Genomic DNA, 17,266 nt, shown 5'->3' with positions numbered 1-17,266 from the left:
AGTGTATTATTCTATAACAAATTATTTGACATTTTAACAAAAACTATAGATGATTGATAGTAGGAATACACTAATAAAGTAGGTGACTGAATGGAACGACGGATTGACCGCATTTATCGCTTTGTATCTGAGAACGCGAATGCAACAACAAAAGATGTTGCGGATTCTTTAGATATTCAACGAACAAATGCCAGTAAAGATTTAAATTTACTTGTTAAAGAGGGCCAATTGAATAAAAGTGAAGGGAGACCCGTTCGCTATTTTGTTTCGACCCAATCACTAGAAGTGTCGTTTGATCCAGAACCTGTTCATGATAAAACCACCAAAATTGAACCGCCAGAGAAAAAAATTTTGAATCAGAGTGCAGGAAATGTTTTTACTCAAATCATTGGCTCAACCGGCAGTATGCGTAACGCTGTGGAACAGGCGAAGGCGGCAATTCTATACCCGCCACGTGGCTTGAATTGTTTGATCACTGGACCTACTGGATCGGGCAAAACATTTTTTGCTCACGCGATGTTTCAATTCGCTCAAACTGAAGGCACGATTAAAAAGGATTGTGAGTTGGTTGTCTTTAACTGTGCCGACTACGCTAACAACCCAGAACTATTGATGAGTCATTTATTTGGATACGAAAAAGGAGCTTTTACCGGAGCGGATACCGATAAAGATGGACTGATTCAGCAAGCGGATGGCGGAATGCTGTTCTTAGATGAAATTCATCGCCTGCCCCCTGAAGGTCAGGAAATGATCTTCTATTTTATGGATCATGGAACTTATAGCCGTTTAGGAGAAACGGGGAAAAATCGTTTCGCAAATGTTCGGATTGTTGGAGCCACCACAGAAGATCCGCATTCCTCCTTGTTGGATACCTTTGTTCGAAGAATTCCGATCAATATCCAGATGCCAGCCTTCAGCAGTCGTCCAGCCGCAGAGCAGTTGGATTTGGTTCGGGTGATGGTAGCGATGGAAGCCAATCGAATTCAACGCAAGATCACTTTGACTGAAGATGTGGTAAAGGCCCTTCTTGGTAGTGTATCTTATGGAAATGTCGGCCAATTAAAATCAAATGTTCAATTGATTTGTGCCCGAGGCTTTATGAACCACATGATGCAAGAGGAAATTCCTATCACATTGAATGATTTGACGGAAGGGATTAAGGCCGGCTTAGTCCAGCTTTCTGCTGATCGGATCAAAACAACGGATATCTCACCATATCTTGAACCAGAGATGGTGGTTACGCCGAATGAGATCGATGAATTGATTAAGACGGATACTTATGAGCTGCCGTATAATCTGTACGATATCATTGGCGACAAAGCCGCGTTATTGAAAACGGAAGGTCTGGATCAAGAAACGATTAACCATTTTATCTCAACGGATATCAATGTTCACTTGAAATCATTCTATAAAGATCACGGCTTTACCTTTGACACGGAAACACGCTTAACGGAATTTGTTGATAAGCATGTGATTGATACGAGTAACAAGATCGCTGCCCTTGTGGGTGAACGGCTGGAGACTCATTTTCAACAGAACTTTATTTATGCAATGAGTCTGCATATTTCGTCTTTCTTGAAAAAAATCCATGTTGGTGAGACGCGTGAGACCAATGACAATATTCGTGAGATGGCTAAAGACTATCCGACGGAATTCGCGGTAGCTCGTGAGATTCGTCGCTTAGTTGAACAGGAATTCCAAGTAATTATTCCAGAGAGCGAAGATTATTATTTAACTGTTTTATTGGTTTCATTGCGAGAAGATCAATCTTCAGGCAAGATTGGTGTGGTTGTAGCGGCACATGGAAATAGCACGGCGTCATCGATGGCGCAAGTTGTTCGCGAGTTGTTAGATGTCACGAATATTAACGCAGTGGATATGCCACTGGATATGCATCCGCGGGTAGCCTATGAAAAAATGCGAGAAGCAGTCGCGCAAATTGATGACGGCAGCGGTGTTTTGATTATGGTAGATATGGGATCACTAGCTACTTTTAATGAAGAGATTCGAAAGGATACAGGGATAGAGGTTCGAACCTTAGACATGGTGACGACGCCTCTATTAATTGAAGCCGCACGCAAATCCAGTGTACTCGGTTCTGGGGTGGATGAGTTATATGAATCTTTACAGGGCTTTCGTGGTTATGGTCATGTGAGTCAAGAAAACGAGGAAGTGAGTGAAAAGCAGGCGATTTTGGCTGTTTGTGCTTCCGGTGAAGGAACGGCTCAACGTTTGAAGGAGATTATTGAACGTCCATTGAAGCAGCGTAATCTGAAACATATTGAGGTGCTGACTTTGGCGGTGGGAGATATAAAAACCAAAGTTCCTACTTTTAAAGAAGAATACAAAATTATTGCAACGACGGGAATTGTTGATCCTAAAATTGGTGCTCCGTATATTCCAATGGAAAAATTCATTAACCAAAAAGCGGAGCAAGTCATTGACGAATTGCTATTAGAAAATGATTTAGCAGATCAAGGTGAAGTCGTCTTAGATGCTAAGCAAGCACGAGAATTGTGTATTAAATTTATGGAAGAAAGCTTTACGTTTGTCAATCCTAGTAAGATTATTGAGCCTCTATGGCATTTAGCTACGACTGTTATTGAGAACAATGGAAATTCCGCGGACTATGCTGTGATGGTGAATTTCGTTATGCATATGGCCGGAACGATTGAGCGGGGCATTTTACAGCAGCCGTTGAAAGTCGATGAAGAGTCTAAAAAAATCTATCAGAAGGTAACGGATAATAAAGTCATGAATCGCGGGCTAAACGAATTAGAGAGTCAACTTCGAATTTCAATTCCTACCTCAGAGCGTTACTATATTTATCAATTACTCAAAAATCATGAAGAAGTAATCGCATAAATAATACACAAAAAAGGATACAGTATACTGTATCCTTTTTTTGTGTATCACTAGAAAGCTGATAACTAAAGAATTTCTTGTTAGTGTATTTTGGCACGGCAATTGCTTTATAGTAAGTGAGTAGCTGTTTGTCAGTGTACTCATTATTGTAGCACAAGTCTTTTAGCATCGGAGCCTTGTATTAGTTGTAGGAGGTGGTGGGATGGTAATGGATATACGCCTCACTCGGATCGATGATCGGTTGATCCATGGTCAAGTGGCTACTGCATGGTCAAAGGCAACTGGAATTGAACGGATTTTAGTAGTCAGTGACGAAGTGGCTAATGATGAGTTGCGAAAATTCCTATTAAAACAAGCCGCTCCACCAGGTATCAAGTCTAATGTCGTCACCAAAAGAAAATTGGTAGAGGTTTATCAAGATCATTTGTTTGATGGGATGAAGATCATGCTGCTGTTTGCTTCTCCACAAGATGTGTTAGAAGTAGTTCAAGCAGGCGTTGATTTGAAGGCAGTCAATATCGGTGGTATGCGTTTTTGCGAAGGAAAAAAGATGATCACAAACTTTATTTCCATGAATGAAGACGATCTTGCTTGTTTCAGGACCTTGGCTGAACTAGGAGTCGAGTTGGAAGTACGCCAAGTACCTACGGACCGCAAAACGGATCTAATGCAATTGATCAAAAAAAGAAAAGATGCTGCAACAACTTAATTTTGGTTACAGGTTTTTAGAACTTATTTATATTTTTGAGCTGTAACAATAATAGTAGGAGGTATAGAGATGGTAGGAATTATCATTGCCAGTCATGGTGAATTCGCTAATGGTATCTTGCAATCCGGAGCGATGATCTTTGGAGAACAAGAAAATGTCAAAGCTGTAACTTTGATGCCCAGCGAGGGACCGGATGACGTTAAGGCAAAAATGAAAGATGCAATCGCTTCTTTCGAAAACCAAGACGAAGTATTGTTCTTAGTCGATCTTTGGGGTGGAACTCCTTTCAACCAAGCCAATAGTTTGTTTGAAGAACACAAAGACAAGTGGGCAATTGTTGCTGGTATGAACTTACCAATGTTGATTGAAGCTTATGCTTCACGTTTTTCAATGGAAACTGCGCATGAAATCGCTGCTCACATTTCAGGAACAGCAAAAGAAGGCGTAAGAATCCGTCCAGAAGAATTGGAACCCACTGAAGCAACTCCAGTAGTTGCAGCAGATAACGACCAACCTAAAGGGGCTATTCCAGAAGGAACGGTTCTTGGGGATGGACACATCAAATTTGTCTTGGCACGTGTGGACTCTCGTTTACTTCATGGACAAGTAGCAACTGCTTGGACAAAAACAACTGGACCGAGCCGGATCATTGTTGTATCAGATGCGGTAGCAAAAGATGATCTTCGTAAGAGATTAATCGAGCAAGCTGCTCCTCCAGGTGTTAAAGCCAATGTTATTCCAATCGACAAGATGATCGAAATTTCAAAAGATCCTCGTTTCGGGAATACAAAAGCATTATTGCTATTTGAAAATCCTGAAGACGTACTTAGAGTGGTTGAAGGCGGCGTAGACATTAAAGAGATCAACGTTGGTTCAATGGCGCACTCAGTCGGTAAAGTCGTAGTAAGTAAAGTATTGTCAATGGGTCAAGAAGATGTTGATACTTTTGAGAAATTAAAAGCAAAAGGAATCAAATTTGATGTACGTAAAGTACCAAATGATTCTAAAGCCAACATGGACGAAATTCTTAACAAAGCTAAAAACGAATTAAAAAATGCATAAGCAATAAAATTAATTAATAGGAGGGCTTATAATGTCTGGTATTTCAATGGTATTAGTAATAATCGTTGCCTTTCTAGCTGGTATGGAAGGAATCTTGGATGAATTCCAATTCCACCAACCACTAGTAGCATGTACATTAATCGGTCTAGTAACTGGTAATTTAGAAGCTGGGATCGTTCTTGGCGGATCGCTTCAAATGATCGCCTTAGGTTGGGCAAACATCGGGGCCGCTGTAGCACCGGATGCTGCGTTAGCATCTGTTGCATCTGCAATTATTTTAGTTTTAGGTGGTCAAGGAGTTAAAGGTGTTTCTTCTGCCATCGCAATCGCAGTTCCTTTGGCTGTTGCTGGATTGTTCTTAACAATGATCGTTCGTACATTAGCTGTACCAATCGTTCACTTTATGGATGCTGCGGCTGAAAAAGGTGAAATGCGTACAGTTGAAATGTGGCACATCATTGCAGTATGTATGCAAGGTATTCGTATCGCAATCCCTGCAGCTGCATTATTAGTTATCCCTGCTGACACAGTACGTGGATTCTTAGAATCAATGCCTGCTTGGTTAACAGATGGTATGGCTATCGGTGGTGGTATGGTTGTGGCCGTTGGTTATGCAATGGTTATCAACATGATGGCTACACGTGAAGTATGGCCATTCTTCGCAATTGGTTTTGCAATTGCAGCTATTTCTGAATTAACGTTAATCGCACTAGGTGTTATCGCTGTTGCATTTGCTTTGATTTACTTGAACCTACAAGAAAGTTCTGGTGGCGGTTCATCTAATGGCGGCGGAGGCAATACTGGTGATCCGCTAGGCGACATTTTGAATGATTATTAATCTTGAAGGAGGAGAAATAAAATGGCAGAAAAAATCGAATTAAGTAAAAAAGATCGTTTAGCCGTTGCATGGCGTTCTACCTTCATTCAAGGATCTTGGAACTATGAACGTATGCAAAATGGTGGTTGGTGTTTCGCAATGATGCCAGCGATCAAAAAATTGTACAAAACTAAAGAAGACCGTATTGCTGCAATGCAACGTCACTTGGAATTCTTTAATACTCACCCATATATCGCTTCACCAATTATCGGGGTTACACTAGCACTTGAAGAAGAACGTGCCAATGGCGCACCCGTTGATGACGTAGCAATCCAAGGGGTTAAGGTTGGTATGATGGGACCTTTAGCCGGTGTTGGTGACCCAGTCTTCTGGTTTACTGTACGTCCGATGTTAGGTGCTTTAGGAGCTTCTCTAGCATTAGCTGGAAATATCTTAGGACCAATCATTTTCTTCCTTGCTTGGAATATTATTCGTTGGGCATTCATGTGGTACACACAAGAATTCGGCTACCGTGCTGGTTCTAAAATCACTGATGACCTTTCAGGCGGTTTGTTACAAAAAGTGACTAAAGGTGCATCTATTCTAGGGATGTTCGTGCTTGGTGCCTTAGTAGAACGTTGGGTAAACGTGAAATTCACACCAGTCGTTTCTACTGTTAAATTAGACAAAGGTGCTTATATCGAATGGGATAAATTACCTTCTGGCGCACAAGGAATCAAAGAAGCGTTAACTCAACAATCTTCTGGTCTTGCTCTTGATAGCCATAAAGTTACAACATTACAAGATAACTTGAACCAATTGATTCCAGGCCTTGCTGCCTTACTATTGACACTACTTTGCATGTGGTTATTGAAGAAAAAAGTTTCTCCAATCATCATCATTCTTGGTTTGTTCGTAGTTGGTGTTGGCTTACACGTATTAGGTGTTATGTAAAAAGGCACTTATGCAAATGCTCGGGCTTGTCCCGGGCATTTTTTTGCTTAATAAATAAAAAATAAGTATAATATGAAACAGATACATATATGGAAATGGAGTAGATCAAATGGTTCAGTCAATCAATACAAAGGTCGATTTGACGATCGATGCTACCTCGTACTTAGGCGTCGCTGATTATGGGAAAATTATGATCGGTGATAAAGGCTTCGAATTTTTTAATAACCGTGATGCTCGAAAATTTGTACAAATTCCGTGGGAAGAAGTAGACTATGTCGTTGCCTCTGTGGTTTTTAAAGGGAAGTGGATTCCCCGATACGCGATTCAAACAAAGAAAAATGGAACCTATTCATTTGCTTCAAAAGAACCTAAAAAGGTTTTACGAGCCATTCGTGAGTATGTCGATCCCGACCATATGGTAAGATCGCTAGGATTCTTCGATGTAGTGAAACGTGGTCTACAAAATAAATTCAAGAAGTAAGTTAAGAGTCTTTCAGTTCTGCACTGAAAGGCTCTTTAATTTTGGCACAAACTTCTGTGCCAAACCTCTATCTTCTATTCCTTGAAAGCGTATCATTCTGGCGCTATGATAAAAATGTAAACGAAATCATTTTATTATTTAAGGAGGAACTAAAATGGAAGCTACTAGACAAAAAAGTGGACTTAAAGCAAAAGTCCAGCGTCTTGGGAGCCATCTATCGGGGATGGTCATGCCAAATATTGGAGGATTTATCGCTTGGGGGGTTATTACAGCCTTATTTATTCCAGATGGCTACTTTCCGAATGAAAACCTTGCCTCATTAGTCTCACCAATGCTTACTTACTTATTGCCATTATTAATCGCTTATACAGGTGGTAGCATGGTACATGGCCAACGCGGAGCGGTTGTTGGGTCAATTGCCGCTATGGGTGTGATTGTCGGTTCCGATGTTCCAATGTTTATCGGCGCGATGATGATGGGACCTTTAGGTGGTTGGTGTATCAAGAAATTTGATGACGCTTTCCAAGAAAAGATCAAAGCTGGATTTGAAATGTTAGTCAATAACTTCTCTTCTGGTTTGATTGGTTTTGCTTTAGCGATTATTGGGTATTACGCAATTGGCCCAGTCGTTGAAGGCGCAACTCATTTGATGGCTGCAGGTGTTGAATCAATCATCAACATGCACTTATTGCCATTAGCCAATGTCTTTATCGAACCTGCGAAAATTTTATTCTTAAATAACGCGATCAATCATGGGATTTTGACGCCACTAGGAATTGAACAAGCAGCAGAAGCTGGAAAATCAATTTTATTCTTATTAGAAGCAAATCCTGGACCAGGTCTAGGAATCTTATTAGCCTTCACATTGTTTGGAAAAGGTGCAGCGAAATCCTCAGCACCAGGTGCAATCATTATCCAGTTCTTAGGTGGGATTCATGAAATTTATTTCCCATATGTAATGATGAAACCATTATTGTTCTTAGCCGTTATGGCCGGTGGGGTTGCCGGAACATTTACGTTCCAATTGTTAGGCGCAGGTTTACGAGCAGCTGCTTCTCCAGGATCAATCATTGCAATCATGGCTATGACACCACCGGATGCTATTTTTGCTAACTTAGCTGGGATCGCTGTTGGCTGTGCTGTTTCATTCTTTGTTGCAATGATCATTATCAAATCGGATCACAGTGAAGAAGACGATCTTGCTGCTAATCAAGCTGCTATGGCAGATGCAAAAGCACAAAGCAAAGGTCAAAATGCTGTTAAAACAGAAAACCAAGAAATGTTTGGTAACATTAACAAAATTATCTTTGCTTGTGATGCTGGAATGGGTTCTAGTGCGATGGGTGCTTCGGTATTACGAGACAAGGTGAAGAAAGCGGGACTGACGTTACCTGTATCAAACTCAGCAATTAACAATCTAAACGATGATCCAAATGCTTTGATTGTGACGCAAGAAGAATTGCATGAGCGGGCTAGCCAAAAAGCCCCTAACGCAACCTTTGTTCAAGTAGAAAACTTTATGAATTCACCACGGTATGATGAAATCGTCAACCGGTTATCGGAAGAACCAACGGATGCTACTGAAGAAAAACCATTGACTGATGATGTCGTTCAAGGCGTTGCGGATTATTCGAAAGCCGATCATGTCATCTTTGCCTATGATCAAGTCAAAGGCTCTGCTAACATGGGTGCAACGATCTTGAAGAAATTACTGAAAGACAACGGGATGAATTATCCAGTCACAGTGGTAGCGATTAAGGATTTAGCAGATGAAACGAATGCGTTGGTTATTACTAACAATGACGAAACTATCAAAGCGGAACAACAAGCACCAAGTGCAACTCATGTACCGTTGAGTGATTTAGTTGCTTCAGAAAAATATGACCGTGTGGTCCAAAATCTAAGAAAATAAAGTAGTCTTTTTTGAAGAATCGTATTACTCTTAAAGCAGTGAGGATTCTCACTGCTTTTAGCCTTTGAAATTATTGGAGGAGATATTGTGTATTTTTCGATTCGCGAAAAAAAGATACTTTCGCTTTTGTTAGAATACCCCAACGGCATTACGTCGGAGGAGTTGCAAGATCTATTACAAGTCAGCAAACGAACAGTTTATCGTGAGATATCCAGTATCGAAAAGACGATCAAATCGGTGGATGTACAAATCATCAAACCTCGTGGCGAGGGGTACCGGATTGTTGGTGAGACCCAAAGTTTGGAGCAATTACAGCAACAGTTAGGCGAGAAACAAACGGAGTTGTTTACCGATAACGTTCAACGACAAAGTGCGATCGTCTGCTCATTGCTGTTGATGGATGAAGAAGAAACAATCGAAGGGCTAGCGATTGATTTTAAAGTAAGTCCTGCGACGATTACTTCGGACTTAGCCGCGATCGAAAAAAGCGTGATCGATTATCGCTTAGAACTTAAGCGATTAAAAGGACGTGGAATTCGAATCGACGGTCGTGAGAAACAGCGGCGGCAGTTATTAAGTAATTTGATTTATAACGGTGTGAGTGAATTTGATTTTTTTCAGTTTCTTGATTTATTGGAGGAAGGTGAGGCGGTCACTGATAATTTCTTTTTGAAATTATTAAATCAAGAGAATTTATTGTTGGCTGGCCAGATTTTTACCCAAGTTTCCCAACAATCTTTCCGGAAGGTCACGGATAATCAATTGCAGCGAGTGTTGATTCTATTAGCGTTGTCAATCGATCGGATGGCACAAGATCGTTTTGTTGAGGCAGAACAAGAAAACAAAGCCAAGCCCGAAAGTATGCAGATTGCAAGCCAAATCATGATCAAGGTGGCGACAACATTAAAGAAATCGATTCCGCCACAGGAGGTTCGTTTCTTCGCTTTTCAATTGGAAGGAGTCAATTATAAGCAGCCGCAAAATATTTTCATTGATAGTTTTGATGTAGAACTTTCTTATCAGATCAAGGAATTGATTCGTTTAGTTTCTGAAGCGACGACAATCGATTTCCGCAAAGATGAGCAGCTTTTCAATGATTTATCGGCCCATATGTCCGCGGCCTTGAAACGGAATTTGACGGTTATACAAGGCGCGAGTAATCCACTGTTGCAAAAAATTCGTGAGAAATACCAAAAACTGACGACAGCGATCATTAAAGAGTTGGCGGTGGTTTTTCCAGATCATGAATTTACTACGGATGAATTAGGGTATGTCGTGATCCATTTTGCAACATCTTTAGAGCGCTACCCAAGAGGTCGAGCCCTTTCTGTTTTAGTATTGTGTTCCAGTGGAATCGGAACGGCACGTATCTTGGAAAGTCGGATTCATAAATATTTGAACGAGATCGAGCAGGTGCAAGTCGCAAAAATTTCAGAAATGAATCATCTGGATTATAAAAGCTATGATCTGATTTTAGCGACGGTCTTCTTGCCGGGGTTCCATTTACCTTATAAAGTCATTTCACCTTTACTATTAGATGATGAGATCAAGGAAATCAAAGAATATATCCAGACGCTACACCCTGATAAAACGGTTGAAATGATGAGTGAACCAGAACAAGAGCCGAGTGAAGCTTTTGATGAGATTTATGAAACGATGCGAGTTGCCAATCAACTGTTGCAAAGTTTTGATGTGAAGCCGATTACGTCGGAAGAAACGATTGAGCAGACCTTAGCGAAAATCATTGATCCCTTAAATGGAACGATTGTGACAGATGCGGCGGCAGTGACAGATAAAGTGATTCAACGTTATTTAGTGGCACCAATCGGGGTACCAAAGACTAATTTTGCGTTGTTCCATGCCGCTGATGTGCATGTCAAAGAACCGCTATTCACCATTTATGATTTGGACCAGAAGTTTTTGATTCAAGGAATGGATAAAAAAAGTATTGAATTAACGCGAGTATTATTATTGCTTGCCCCTGATCCAATGCCAGCTAGTCAACAAAGTCTGTTAGGAAAAATCAGCAGCTCCGTGATTGAAAGTGATTTGAACACGGAAATCTACAAATTTGGCAACAAAGAAATCATTTATCAGTTATTGAGTTCTTTGTTCGTGAAAGAAATACGGGATAATTAATCTGTGATAGGAGTGAATCAATAATGGAATTAGTGCCAGAAATGATTTTAATGGATCAAGAATATGCCAATAAGGAAGATGCGATTCGTGCCTGTGGTCAACTACTAGTTGATGCAGGTTGTGTGGAATCAGGCTACGTGGATGCAATGATTGAGAGAAACAAGTTAGTCTCTGTTTATATGGGAAACTTTATTGCGATCCCCCACGGCACCGACGAAGCTAAGCATTATGTGAAAAAAAGTGGTATTTCAGTAATTCAAGTCCCAACGGGCGTTCGCTTTGGTAAAGATGATACAGAAGATGTAGCAATGGTATTATTTGGTATCGCTGGAATCGGGAATGAACATTTAGACATCCTACAAAAAATTGCTATCTTTTGTTCAGATGTTGAAAATGTCGTAAAATTAGCAGATGCAAAAACAAAAGAAGAAGTCATTGGCTATCTTCAGGAGGTAGAATAGGATGCAAGCAACACATTTTGGCGCAGGAAATATTGGACGGGGTTTTATCGGAGAAATTTTAGCAAAGAACGATTTTTCAATTGATTTTGTTGATATCAATGAAACAATCATCAATGCGTTGAATGAACGAAATGAATACACCATTCAATTGGCAGACGAAAGTCAAAAAGAAATCCATGTTTCAAATGTGGATGGTCTAAACAATCAAACGAATCCAGAAGCGGTCATTGCTTCTGTCAGCAAAGCGGACATCGTAACCACAGCGATTGGTCCTAATATTTTGCCATTTATTGCAGAATTAATCGCAAAAGGGATTCAAAAACGTCGCAGTGAAGGAAATAACGCGCCTTTAGACGTGATTGCCTGCGAAAATATGATCGGCGGCAGCCAGTTCTTATTTGAAAAGGTTCAAGGCTTTTTATCCGCTGAGGATATGACCTATGTAGAACAATACATCGGATTCCCCAACGCAGCAGTCGATCGTATCGTTCCAATTCAACATCATGAAGACCCACTATTTGTTTCAGTGGAACCTTTTAGTGAATGGGTGATTGACGCAACACAAAGTAAAAACAAAGACTTGCGCCTTAATGACGTGGAATACGTAGAAGATTTAGAGCCTTATATTGAACGGAAGCTATTTTCAGTTAATACCGGCCATGCGACAGTTGCTTATACGGGCGCTTATGATGGCTATGAAACGATTGACGAAGCGATCTCAGATGAACGAGTCTTAGAAAAATTACGAGCAGTTTTAGGCGAAACTGGCAGTCTGTTAATTAATAAATGGGGCTTTGACAAAGAGAAACACTTTGCTTATATTGACAAGATTGTTAGTCGTTTTGAAAATAAATACATTTCTGACAGCATTAGCCGTGTCGCACGGACGCCAATTCGTAAACTAGGCTTTGATGAACGCTTTATTCGTCCAATCCGCGAATTGAAAGAGAGAGGATTAGGTTATGACAACCTAGTCGATGTTGTTGCAATGGTCTTAAAGTACGATGATCCGAAAGATGAACAAAGTGTTGAGTTGCAAGCTCTACTTAAAGAAAAATCAGTGGCTGAAGTGATTCAACAAGTAACCGATTTGAAAGATGACGAATTAATTGCAGAAATTTCAGCAAAATATCAAAAATAGTTTCTTCTACCTCCACCATGAATGTTCGTGATGGAGGTTTTTTTGTGCATAAAGAAATATTATTTCAAATAAGAGATAAAAATATTTTTTCCTTTATTATAAATAAATATTTTCATATGAAAGGTATAGAAGGTGTGATTTTATAGATAGTCGTCTAAGTTGATTGTCAGCAAAATAAGAAACATTAAAAGCATTAAGTGATAAAATAGTTCGTGTTTTATCGGAAAAACACTTGATTCTTTCTTTTTGAAAAGATATGATAAAAAAGTCTAGAAATTTCATTTCATGAATGTTCGTGGATAATTCAAAAATTTCTGGATGAACCTGAGTTTTTTAGAGAGAGCACAAATCAGCTTTTCCAAAATTTAGCATTCATTTTTATCAACTATAAGGGGGAGTCAAATGACGACATTCGCTGACAATTATCATCATTTGAAAGCATTCACTGAAGATTTATTTTTACATCCTGAGTTGGGTTACAAGGAAGATCGGACTTCAGAAAAAGTCATCGAAGAATTAAATCGTATTCACTCGACGGTTGAATTCTCTAAATTTTCTGGAACTGGAATCAAAACTTTTTTGTCTACAGACAAGAAAAGAACCCTGGCGTTCATTGCAGAATTAGACGCGGTTTATGCACCAACACATTTCCAAGCAGATGCGACGACGGGAGCTGCTCACAATTGCGGTCACTTTACGCAAGTAGCAATCGCGTTGGCTTTATATGATCACTATGTCAAAACTGGAGATTATAAGAAATTAGATTTTAATCTGTGCTTTATCTTTGTACCCGCAGAGGAGTATTTAGATTTAGATTTCCGCAAGCAACTTCGAGAGGCTGGCAAGATTCAATTTTTAGGCGGCAAGCCAGAAGCGATGTCATTAGGCGTTTTTGACGATGTTGACTTTGGTGTTTGTGTGCATGCCATCGGCGAAGTATTTGAACGGCCAACGATCGAAGTGAATTGCGATTTAGCAGGCTTCTTGTATAAACGCTATCATTTTTCTGGAAAAGCCGTTCATGCAGGATTCGATCCTTTTTCAGGGATCAATGCCTACAGCATATCAACTTTGTTCAACACAGCAATCGCTTTGAGTCGGCAACAGTTTAAAGATACGGAATCGATTCGAGTGAATCCAATCGTAATGGACAGCGACATGTCAACGAATGTCATTCCAAATCACATTACAGTAGGGACAGATTTACGCTGCAAGACAATAGAATATATGACGGAAGTAGCACGGAAGCTGGATCATGCTGCCAAAGGAAGTGCTTATGCTTTGGAAGGCGAAGTGACCATCGAAACGGAGATGGGTTACTTGCCGTTTGTTCAAGATCGTTATTTAAATAGTTTTGTAGAACGGGCGTTTACTAAGTTTGACAAGATTCCAGATATCATTGATGATCGCGGTGGAATCGCAGCAGCTGGAGATATTGGCGACTTGGCATTTATGATGCCTTGTATTCAGATCAGTTATGGGGGATTTGCAGGAACGATTCATGGTGATGATTTTAAAATGATCGATCCGGAATTTGTCTTAGAGATTCTTCCTGAATTCTTGGCAGAGGTTCTAAAAGAAATGTCTGGCAATTTGGATGGGGAAAAAATCTATCGTCGTTCATTTGAGGAATACAAAGAATTGATCGATTCAATTGGAGGGAACGTATGAAAAAGCAGTTGTTGTGGTTAATTGGTTTTGTGATAGCAGTAGTAACTGTTGCAGAATTAGTCGGAATGCAGTTTATTTCATTAGGAAATACAACGATCACTGTTTTACCATTGGTTTTCTCTGTGTTGTTAGCTATGCTATTTGGCTTACCGAGGGTTCGTAAAGGGTTCATTGCGAAGGTTTATTCGAAGAGCAACATCCAGTTTTCAGCAAAGTATTTATTGTATATCATGTTACCCTTGATGGCGCGCTACGGTGCTGATGTGGCACCGAGATTGAAAGAGATTTTGACCGTCGGCTGGGTATTTCTTTTTCAAGAGTTGGGAAATGTTGGGACAGTCATTATTGGTTTACCGATTGCGCTGATGTTAGGTTTACGACGGGAAGCGATCGGTGCCACCTTAGGATTAGGACGTGAAGGTGAGTTAGCATATATTTCTGAGAAATACACATTAGATTCAGCAGAAGGTCGCGGCGTGTTGTCGCTCTATCTAATCGGTACGTTGTTTGGTTCGATTTTTTTCAGTATTTTTGCACCGATCATGGCAGGAATGGGCTTTGATTATCGTGCCTTGGCAATGAGTTCAGGAGTCGGTTCAGCAAGTATGATGACTGCGGCATCTTCTTCCCTAATTGCTTTAATGCCTGAAAATGAAACTACGATTGCAGCATATGCGGCAGCAAGTCAGTTGCTGACCAGTTTTGTGGGAACGTATACGATGGTTTTTGTGGCTGCCCCGTTGCAGCGTTTCATGTACAATTTATTGACAGGAGGATCACGCCGTGGAAAAGAAACAGTCCAATGAATACTTCAAGATATCCTTGGTCCTATTATTGAGTATTTGCTTGATTTTGTTTACTCAAGGGGTCAAATTGCTTAAAAATCCAGCTTCCACTCCGATTACCTTAAATACACTTCAAGGACTCATTGTCTTATGGGCTTTTTCAATGATTGGTGTATTTATTTCAACCTTAGTGAAGAAAACCAACATTAAAATTTTAGCCGATTTTCCAATCTTAGGCTGGGTATCATTGACTTCTTTATTTTTCTGTCTGCTTTCTGATTTTTTTGTTCAGGCAATCGCTGGAGTCGATTTTTTATCGATCACCACTCCAATCTTAGCTTTTGCCGGTCTCTCAGTAGCGGATAGTCTGATGGATTTGCGGAAAACTTCTTGGAAAGTTGCTATTGTTGCGATATTTGTTTTTATTGGAACGTATCTTGGAAGTACGATCATTGCCCAAATCGGCTTGTTTTTAACAGGGAAATAAATGCTTTTATAGAAACAGCAGCATGCTGTCAAAATATGACTCTCCAGCTCAGAATAAACTATGAGCTGGATATTTTTGATTAATGGAAAAGGTTTTATCTTCCCAAATAGTAAGTGACGATAATAGTATCAAGTAATAAGATAGAAAAATTTATAATTTTGGTCTAGACTTAATTGTTGCAAATGTCAGATTATGGTGTTAGAATTGGTGTATACCAAAAGAGTAAAGGAGCGTTTACCCATGAAAGTAATTCGCGTAAAAGATGCCGCTGAAGGCGGAAAAAAAGCATTTGAAATTATCAAAGATGGAATGGAAAACGGAGTAAAAGTATTAGGTCTGGCTACTGGTAGTACTCCTGAAACGTTATATCAAGAAATGACTTCTAGTGATTTAGATTTTTCAGAAATGACTTCTGTAAACTTAGATGAATATGTTGGTTTAGCAGGCGACGATGTACAAAGCTATCGTTACTTCATGAATGATCAATTATTCAACAAAAAACCATTTAAAGAAACTTTCGTACCAAACGGCAAAGCGGAAGATTTAGAAGCTGAATGCAAACGTTACGACGGTGTAATCGCTGATCATCCACTTGACTTGCAAGTATTAGGAATCGGCCGCAACGCGCATATCGGATTCAACGAACCTGGCACACCATTTGATGTGACAACTCATGTAGTTGAATTGACTGAATCAACTATTGAAGCCAACAAACGTAACTTTGACAAAGTAGAAGATGTTCCTACTCATGCTTTATCAATGGGGATTGGTTCAATCATGCAAAGTAAAAAAATCTTGTTAATGGCATTCGGTACGGATAAAGCTGACGCCATCAAAGGGATGATCGACGGACCTGTAACTACGGATGTACCTGCCAGCGTATTACAAAACCACGCTGACGTAACAGTGATCATCGATGAAGCTGCAGCGAGCAAACTATAAGAATTAGATTGAATAGCGACGTCAAGGGAATTTTCCTTGACGTTTTTTATTTATTTATGATCTCCTTGCTTCTTTTCTTGCCATTGGCTATAGTAAATTATCAGAGTAAAAAGGATGATAGGAATGCGTTTAGATAAATTTCTAGCAGAAGTTGGCCTAGGCAGTCGCAAAGAGGTTAAGCAGCTGATTAAAAAGGGTCAGATCAGCGTCAACCAACAAATTGAAAAATCGGACAAAAAGCAAGTGGAACCGGAAAAGGATCAGATCGCTTTTCAAGGCGAGACGCTACATTATCAGGAGTTTTATTATTATTTGTTGCATAAGCCAGCAGGGGTGGTGAGTGCAACAGAAGATTCAAGGGATCGAACAGTTTTGGACCTATTCACACCAGCAGATTACCGTAGTGATTTATTTCCGGTAGGACGTTTAGATAAAGATACGGAAGGCTTGCTATTGATTACCAATGATGGCAAGTTGGCTCACGAATTATTATCTCCCAAAAAGCATGTAGAGAAGGAATATTTTGCAAAAGTAGCAGGTGTGATGACAGTAGAAGACCAACAGCGCTTTGTTGAAGGCATTTTGTTAGATGGAGAAAAGACCTTGCCGGCGGAATTGTTGATTGATGAGACGACAGCAGACTCGTCAGAAGTTAGGATCATTTTACACGAAGGCAAATTTCATCAAGTGAAGCGGATGGTCAAGGCTTGCGGAAAAGAAGTGACCTACTTAAAACGAATTCGTATGGGAAGCTTGGAATTGCCGTCAGAATTAGTTAAAGGAAATTACAGAGTAGTAACAGCAGAAGAAATAGCTTCTTTGAAAGGTTAGGGAGGTTGC

At 40.0% G+C, this 17,266-nt stretch carries 15 protein-coding genes; all 15 read left to right on the top strand.

What is annotated here, in order from left to right; translation table 11 throughout:
- The first annotated feature begins 90 nt into the window (after window positions 1-90).
- The 15 genes from FFM67_RS00845 (at window position 91) to FFM67_RS00775 (ending at window position 17,257) form a co-directional block, all read left to right on the top strand.
- A complete protein-coding gene (locus FFM67_RS00845) occupies window positions 91-2,865 on the top strand; it encodes a sigma-54-dependent transcriptional regulator (protein ID WP_137612787.1) in 2,775 nt (924 codons plus the stop codon).
- 202 nt (window positions 2,866-3,067) lie between these two features.
- On the top strand, window positions 3,068-3,574 hold the full coding sequence (locus FFM67_RS00840; protein ID WP_137612786.1) for a PTS sugar transporter subunit IIB: 507 nt from the start codon (window positions 3,068-3,070) through the stop codon (window positions 3,572-3,574).
- Window positions 3,575-3,643: 69 nt separating this feature from the next.
- Window positions 3,644-4,636 carry a mannose/fructose/sorbose PTS transporter subunit IIA gene (locus FFM67_RS00835; RefSeq protein ID WP_137612785.1) on the top strand — a complete coding sequence of 331 codons (993 nt, stop codon included), beginning with the start codon at window positions 3,644-3,646 and terminating at the stop codon, window positions 4,634-4,636.
- A 31-nt stretch (window positions 4,637-4,667) separates the two neighbouring features.
- A complete protein-coding gene (locus FFM67_RS00830; RefSeq protein WP_137612784.1) occupies window positions 4,668-5,474 on the top strand; it encodes a PTS mannose/fructose/sorbose transporter subunit IIC in 807 nt (268 codons plus the stop codon).
- 21 nt (window positions 5,475-5,495) lie between these two features.
- Complete coding sequence (locus FFM67_RS00825) at window positions 5,496-6,407, top strand: PTS system mannose/fructose/sorbose family transporter subunit IID (protein WP_137612783.1); 912 nt, start codon at window positions 5,496-5,498, stop codon at window positions 6,405-6,407.
- A 109-nt stretch (window positions 6,408-6,516) separates the two neighbouring features.
- Window positions 6,517-6,888 carry a DUF956 family protein gene (locus tag FFM67_RS00820; RefSeq protein ID WP_137612782.1) on the top strand — a complete coding sequence of 124 codons (372 nt, stop codon included), beginning with the start codon at window positions 6,517-6,519 and terminating at the stop codon, window positions 6,886-6,888.
- Between the two features lie 154 nt (window positions 6,889-7,042).
- Window positions 7,043-8,800: a PTS mannitol transporter subunit IIBC gene (locus FFM67_RS00815; RefSeq protein WP_137612781.1), complete on the top strand. Its 1,758-nt coding sequence runs from the start codon at window positions 7,043-7,045 to the stop codon at window positions 8,798-8,800.
- Window positions 8,801-8,887: 87 nt separating this feature from the next.
- Entirely contained in the window at window positions 8,888-10,939 is a 2,052-nt protein-coding gene (locus FFM67_RS00810; RefSeq protein ID WP_137612780.1) for a BglG family transcription antiterminator, read from the top strand.
- 23 nt (window positions 10,940-10,962) lie between these two features.
- Window positions 10,963-11,400, top strand: coding sequence for a PTS mannitol transporter subunit IIA (locus FFM67_RS00805; RefSeq protein ID WP_137612779.1), 438 nt, complete (start codon window positions 10,963-10,965; stop codon window positions 11,398-11,400).
- Window position 11,401: 1 nt separating this feature from the next.
- Window positions 11,402-12,541, top strand: a complete 1,140-nt coding sequence (locus FFM67_RS00800; RefSeq protein WP_137612778.1) for a mannitol-1-phosphate 5-dehydrogenase — start codon at window positions 11,402-11,404, stop codon at window positions 12,539-12,541.
- Between the two features lie 402 nt (window positions 12,542-12,943).
- Window positions 12,944-14,212 carry a M20/M25/M40 family metallo-hydrolase gene (locus tag FFM67_RS00795; RefSeq protein WP_137612777.1) on the top strand — a complete coding sequence of 423 codons (1,269 nt, stop codon included), beginning with the start codon at window positions 12,944-12,946 and terminating at the stop codon, window positions 14,210-14,212.
- A complete protein-coding gene (locus tag FFM67_RS00790) occupies window positions 14,209-15,018 on the top strand; it encodes a DUF3100 domain-containing protein (RefSeq protein ID WP_137612776.1) in 810 nt (269 codons plus the stop codon). The genes FFM67_RS00795 and FFM67_RS00790 overlap by 4 nt, the downstream gene beginning before the upstream one ends.
- Window positions 14,996-15,484 carry a hypothetical protein gene (locus FFM67_RS00785; RefSeq protein ID WP_137612775.1) on the top strand — a complete coding sequence of 163 codons (489 nt, stop codon included), beginning with the start codon at window positions 14,996-14,998 and terminating at the stop codon, window positions 15,482-15,484. Before FFM67_RS00790 ends, FFM67_RS00785 begins: the two co-directional genes overlap by 23 nt.
- 240 nt (window positions 15,485-15,724) lie before the next feature.
- Entirely contained in the window at window positions 15,725-16,426 is a 702-nt protein-coding gene (gene nagB, locus FFM67_RS00780; RefSeq protein ID WP_137612774.1) for a glucosamine-6-phosphate deaminase, read from the top strand.
- Window positions 16,427-16,549: 123 nt separating this feature from the next.
- The gene (locus FFM67_RS00775) at window positions 16,550-17,257 is read left to right on the top strand and encodes a pseudouridine synthase (RefSeq protein WP_137612773.1); all 708 of its coding nucleotides are present in this window, start codon (window positions 16,550-16,552) and stop codon (window positions 17,255-17,257) included.
- Window positions 17,258-17,266 lie beyond the last annotated feature (9 nt).

This window comes from Enterococcus viikkiensis (assembly GCF_005405345.1).
GTDB lineage: Bacteria > Bacillota > Bacilli > Lactobacillales > Enterococcaceae > Enterococcus_A > Enterococcus_A viikkiensis.
The sequence above is the reverse complement of the archived record's forward strand: the minus strand, read 5'-3'. Positions and strand labels throughout refer to the sequence as shown.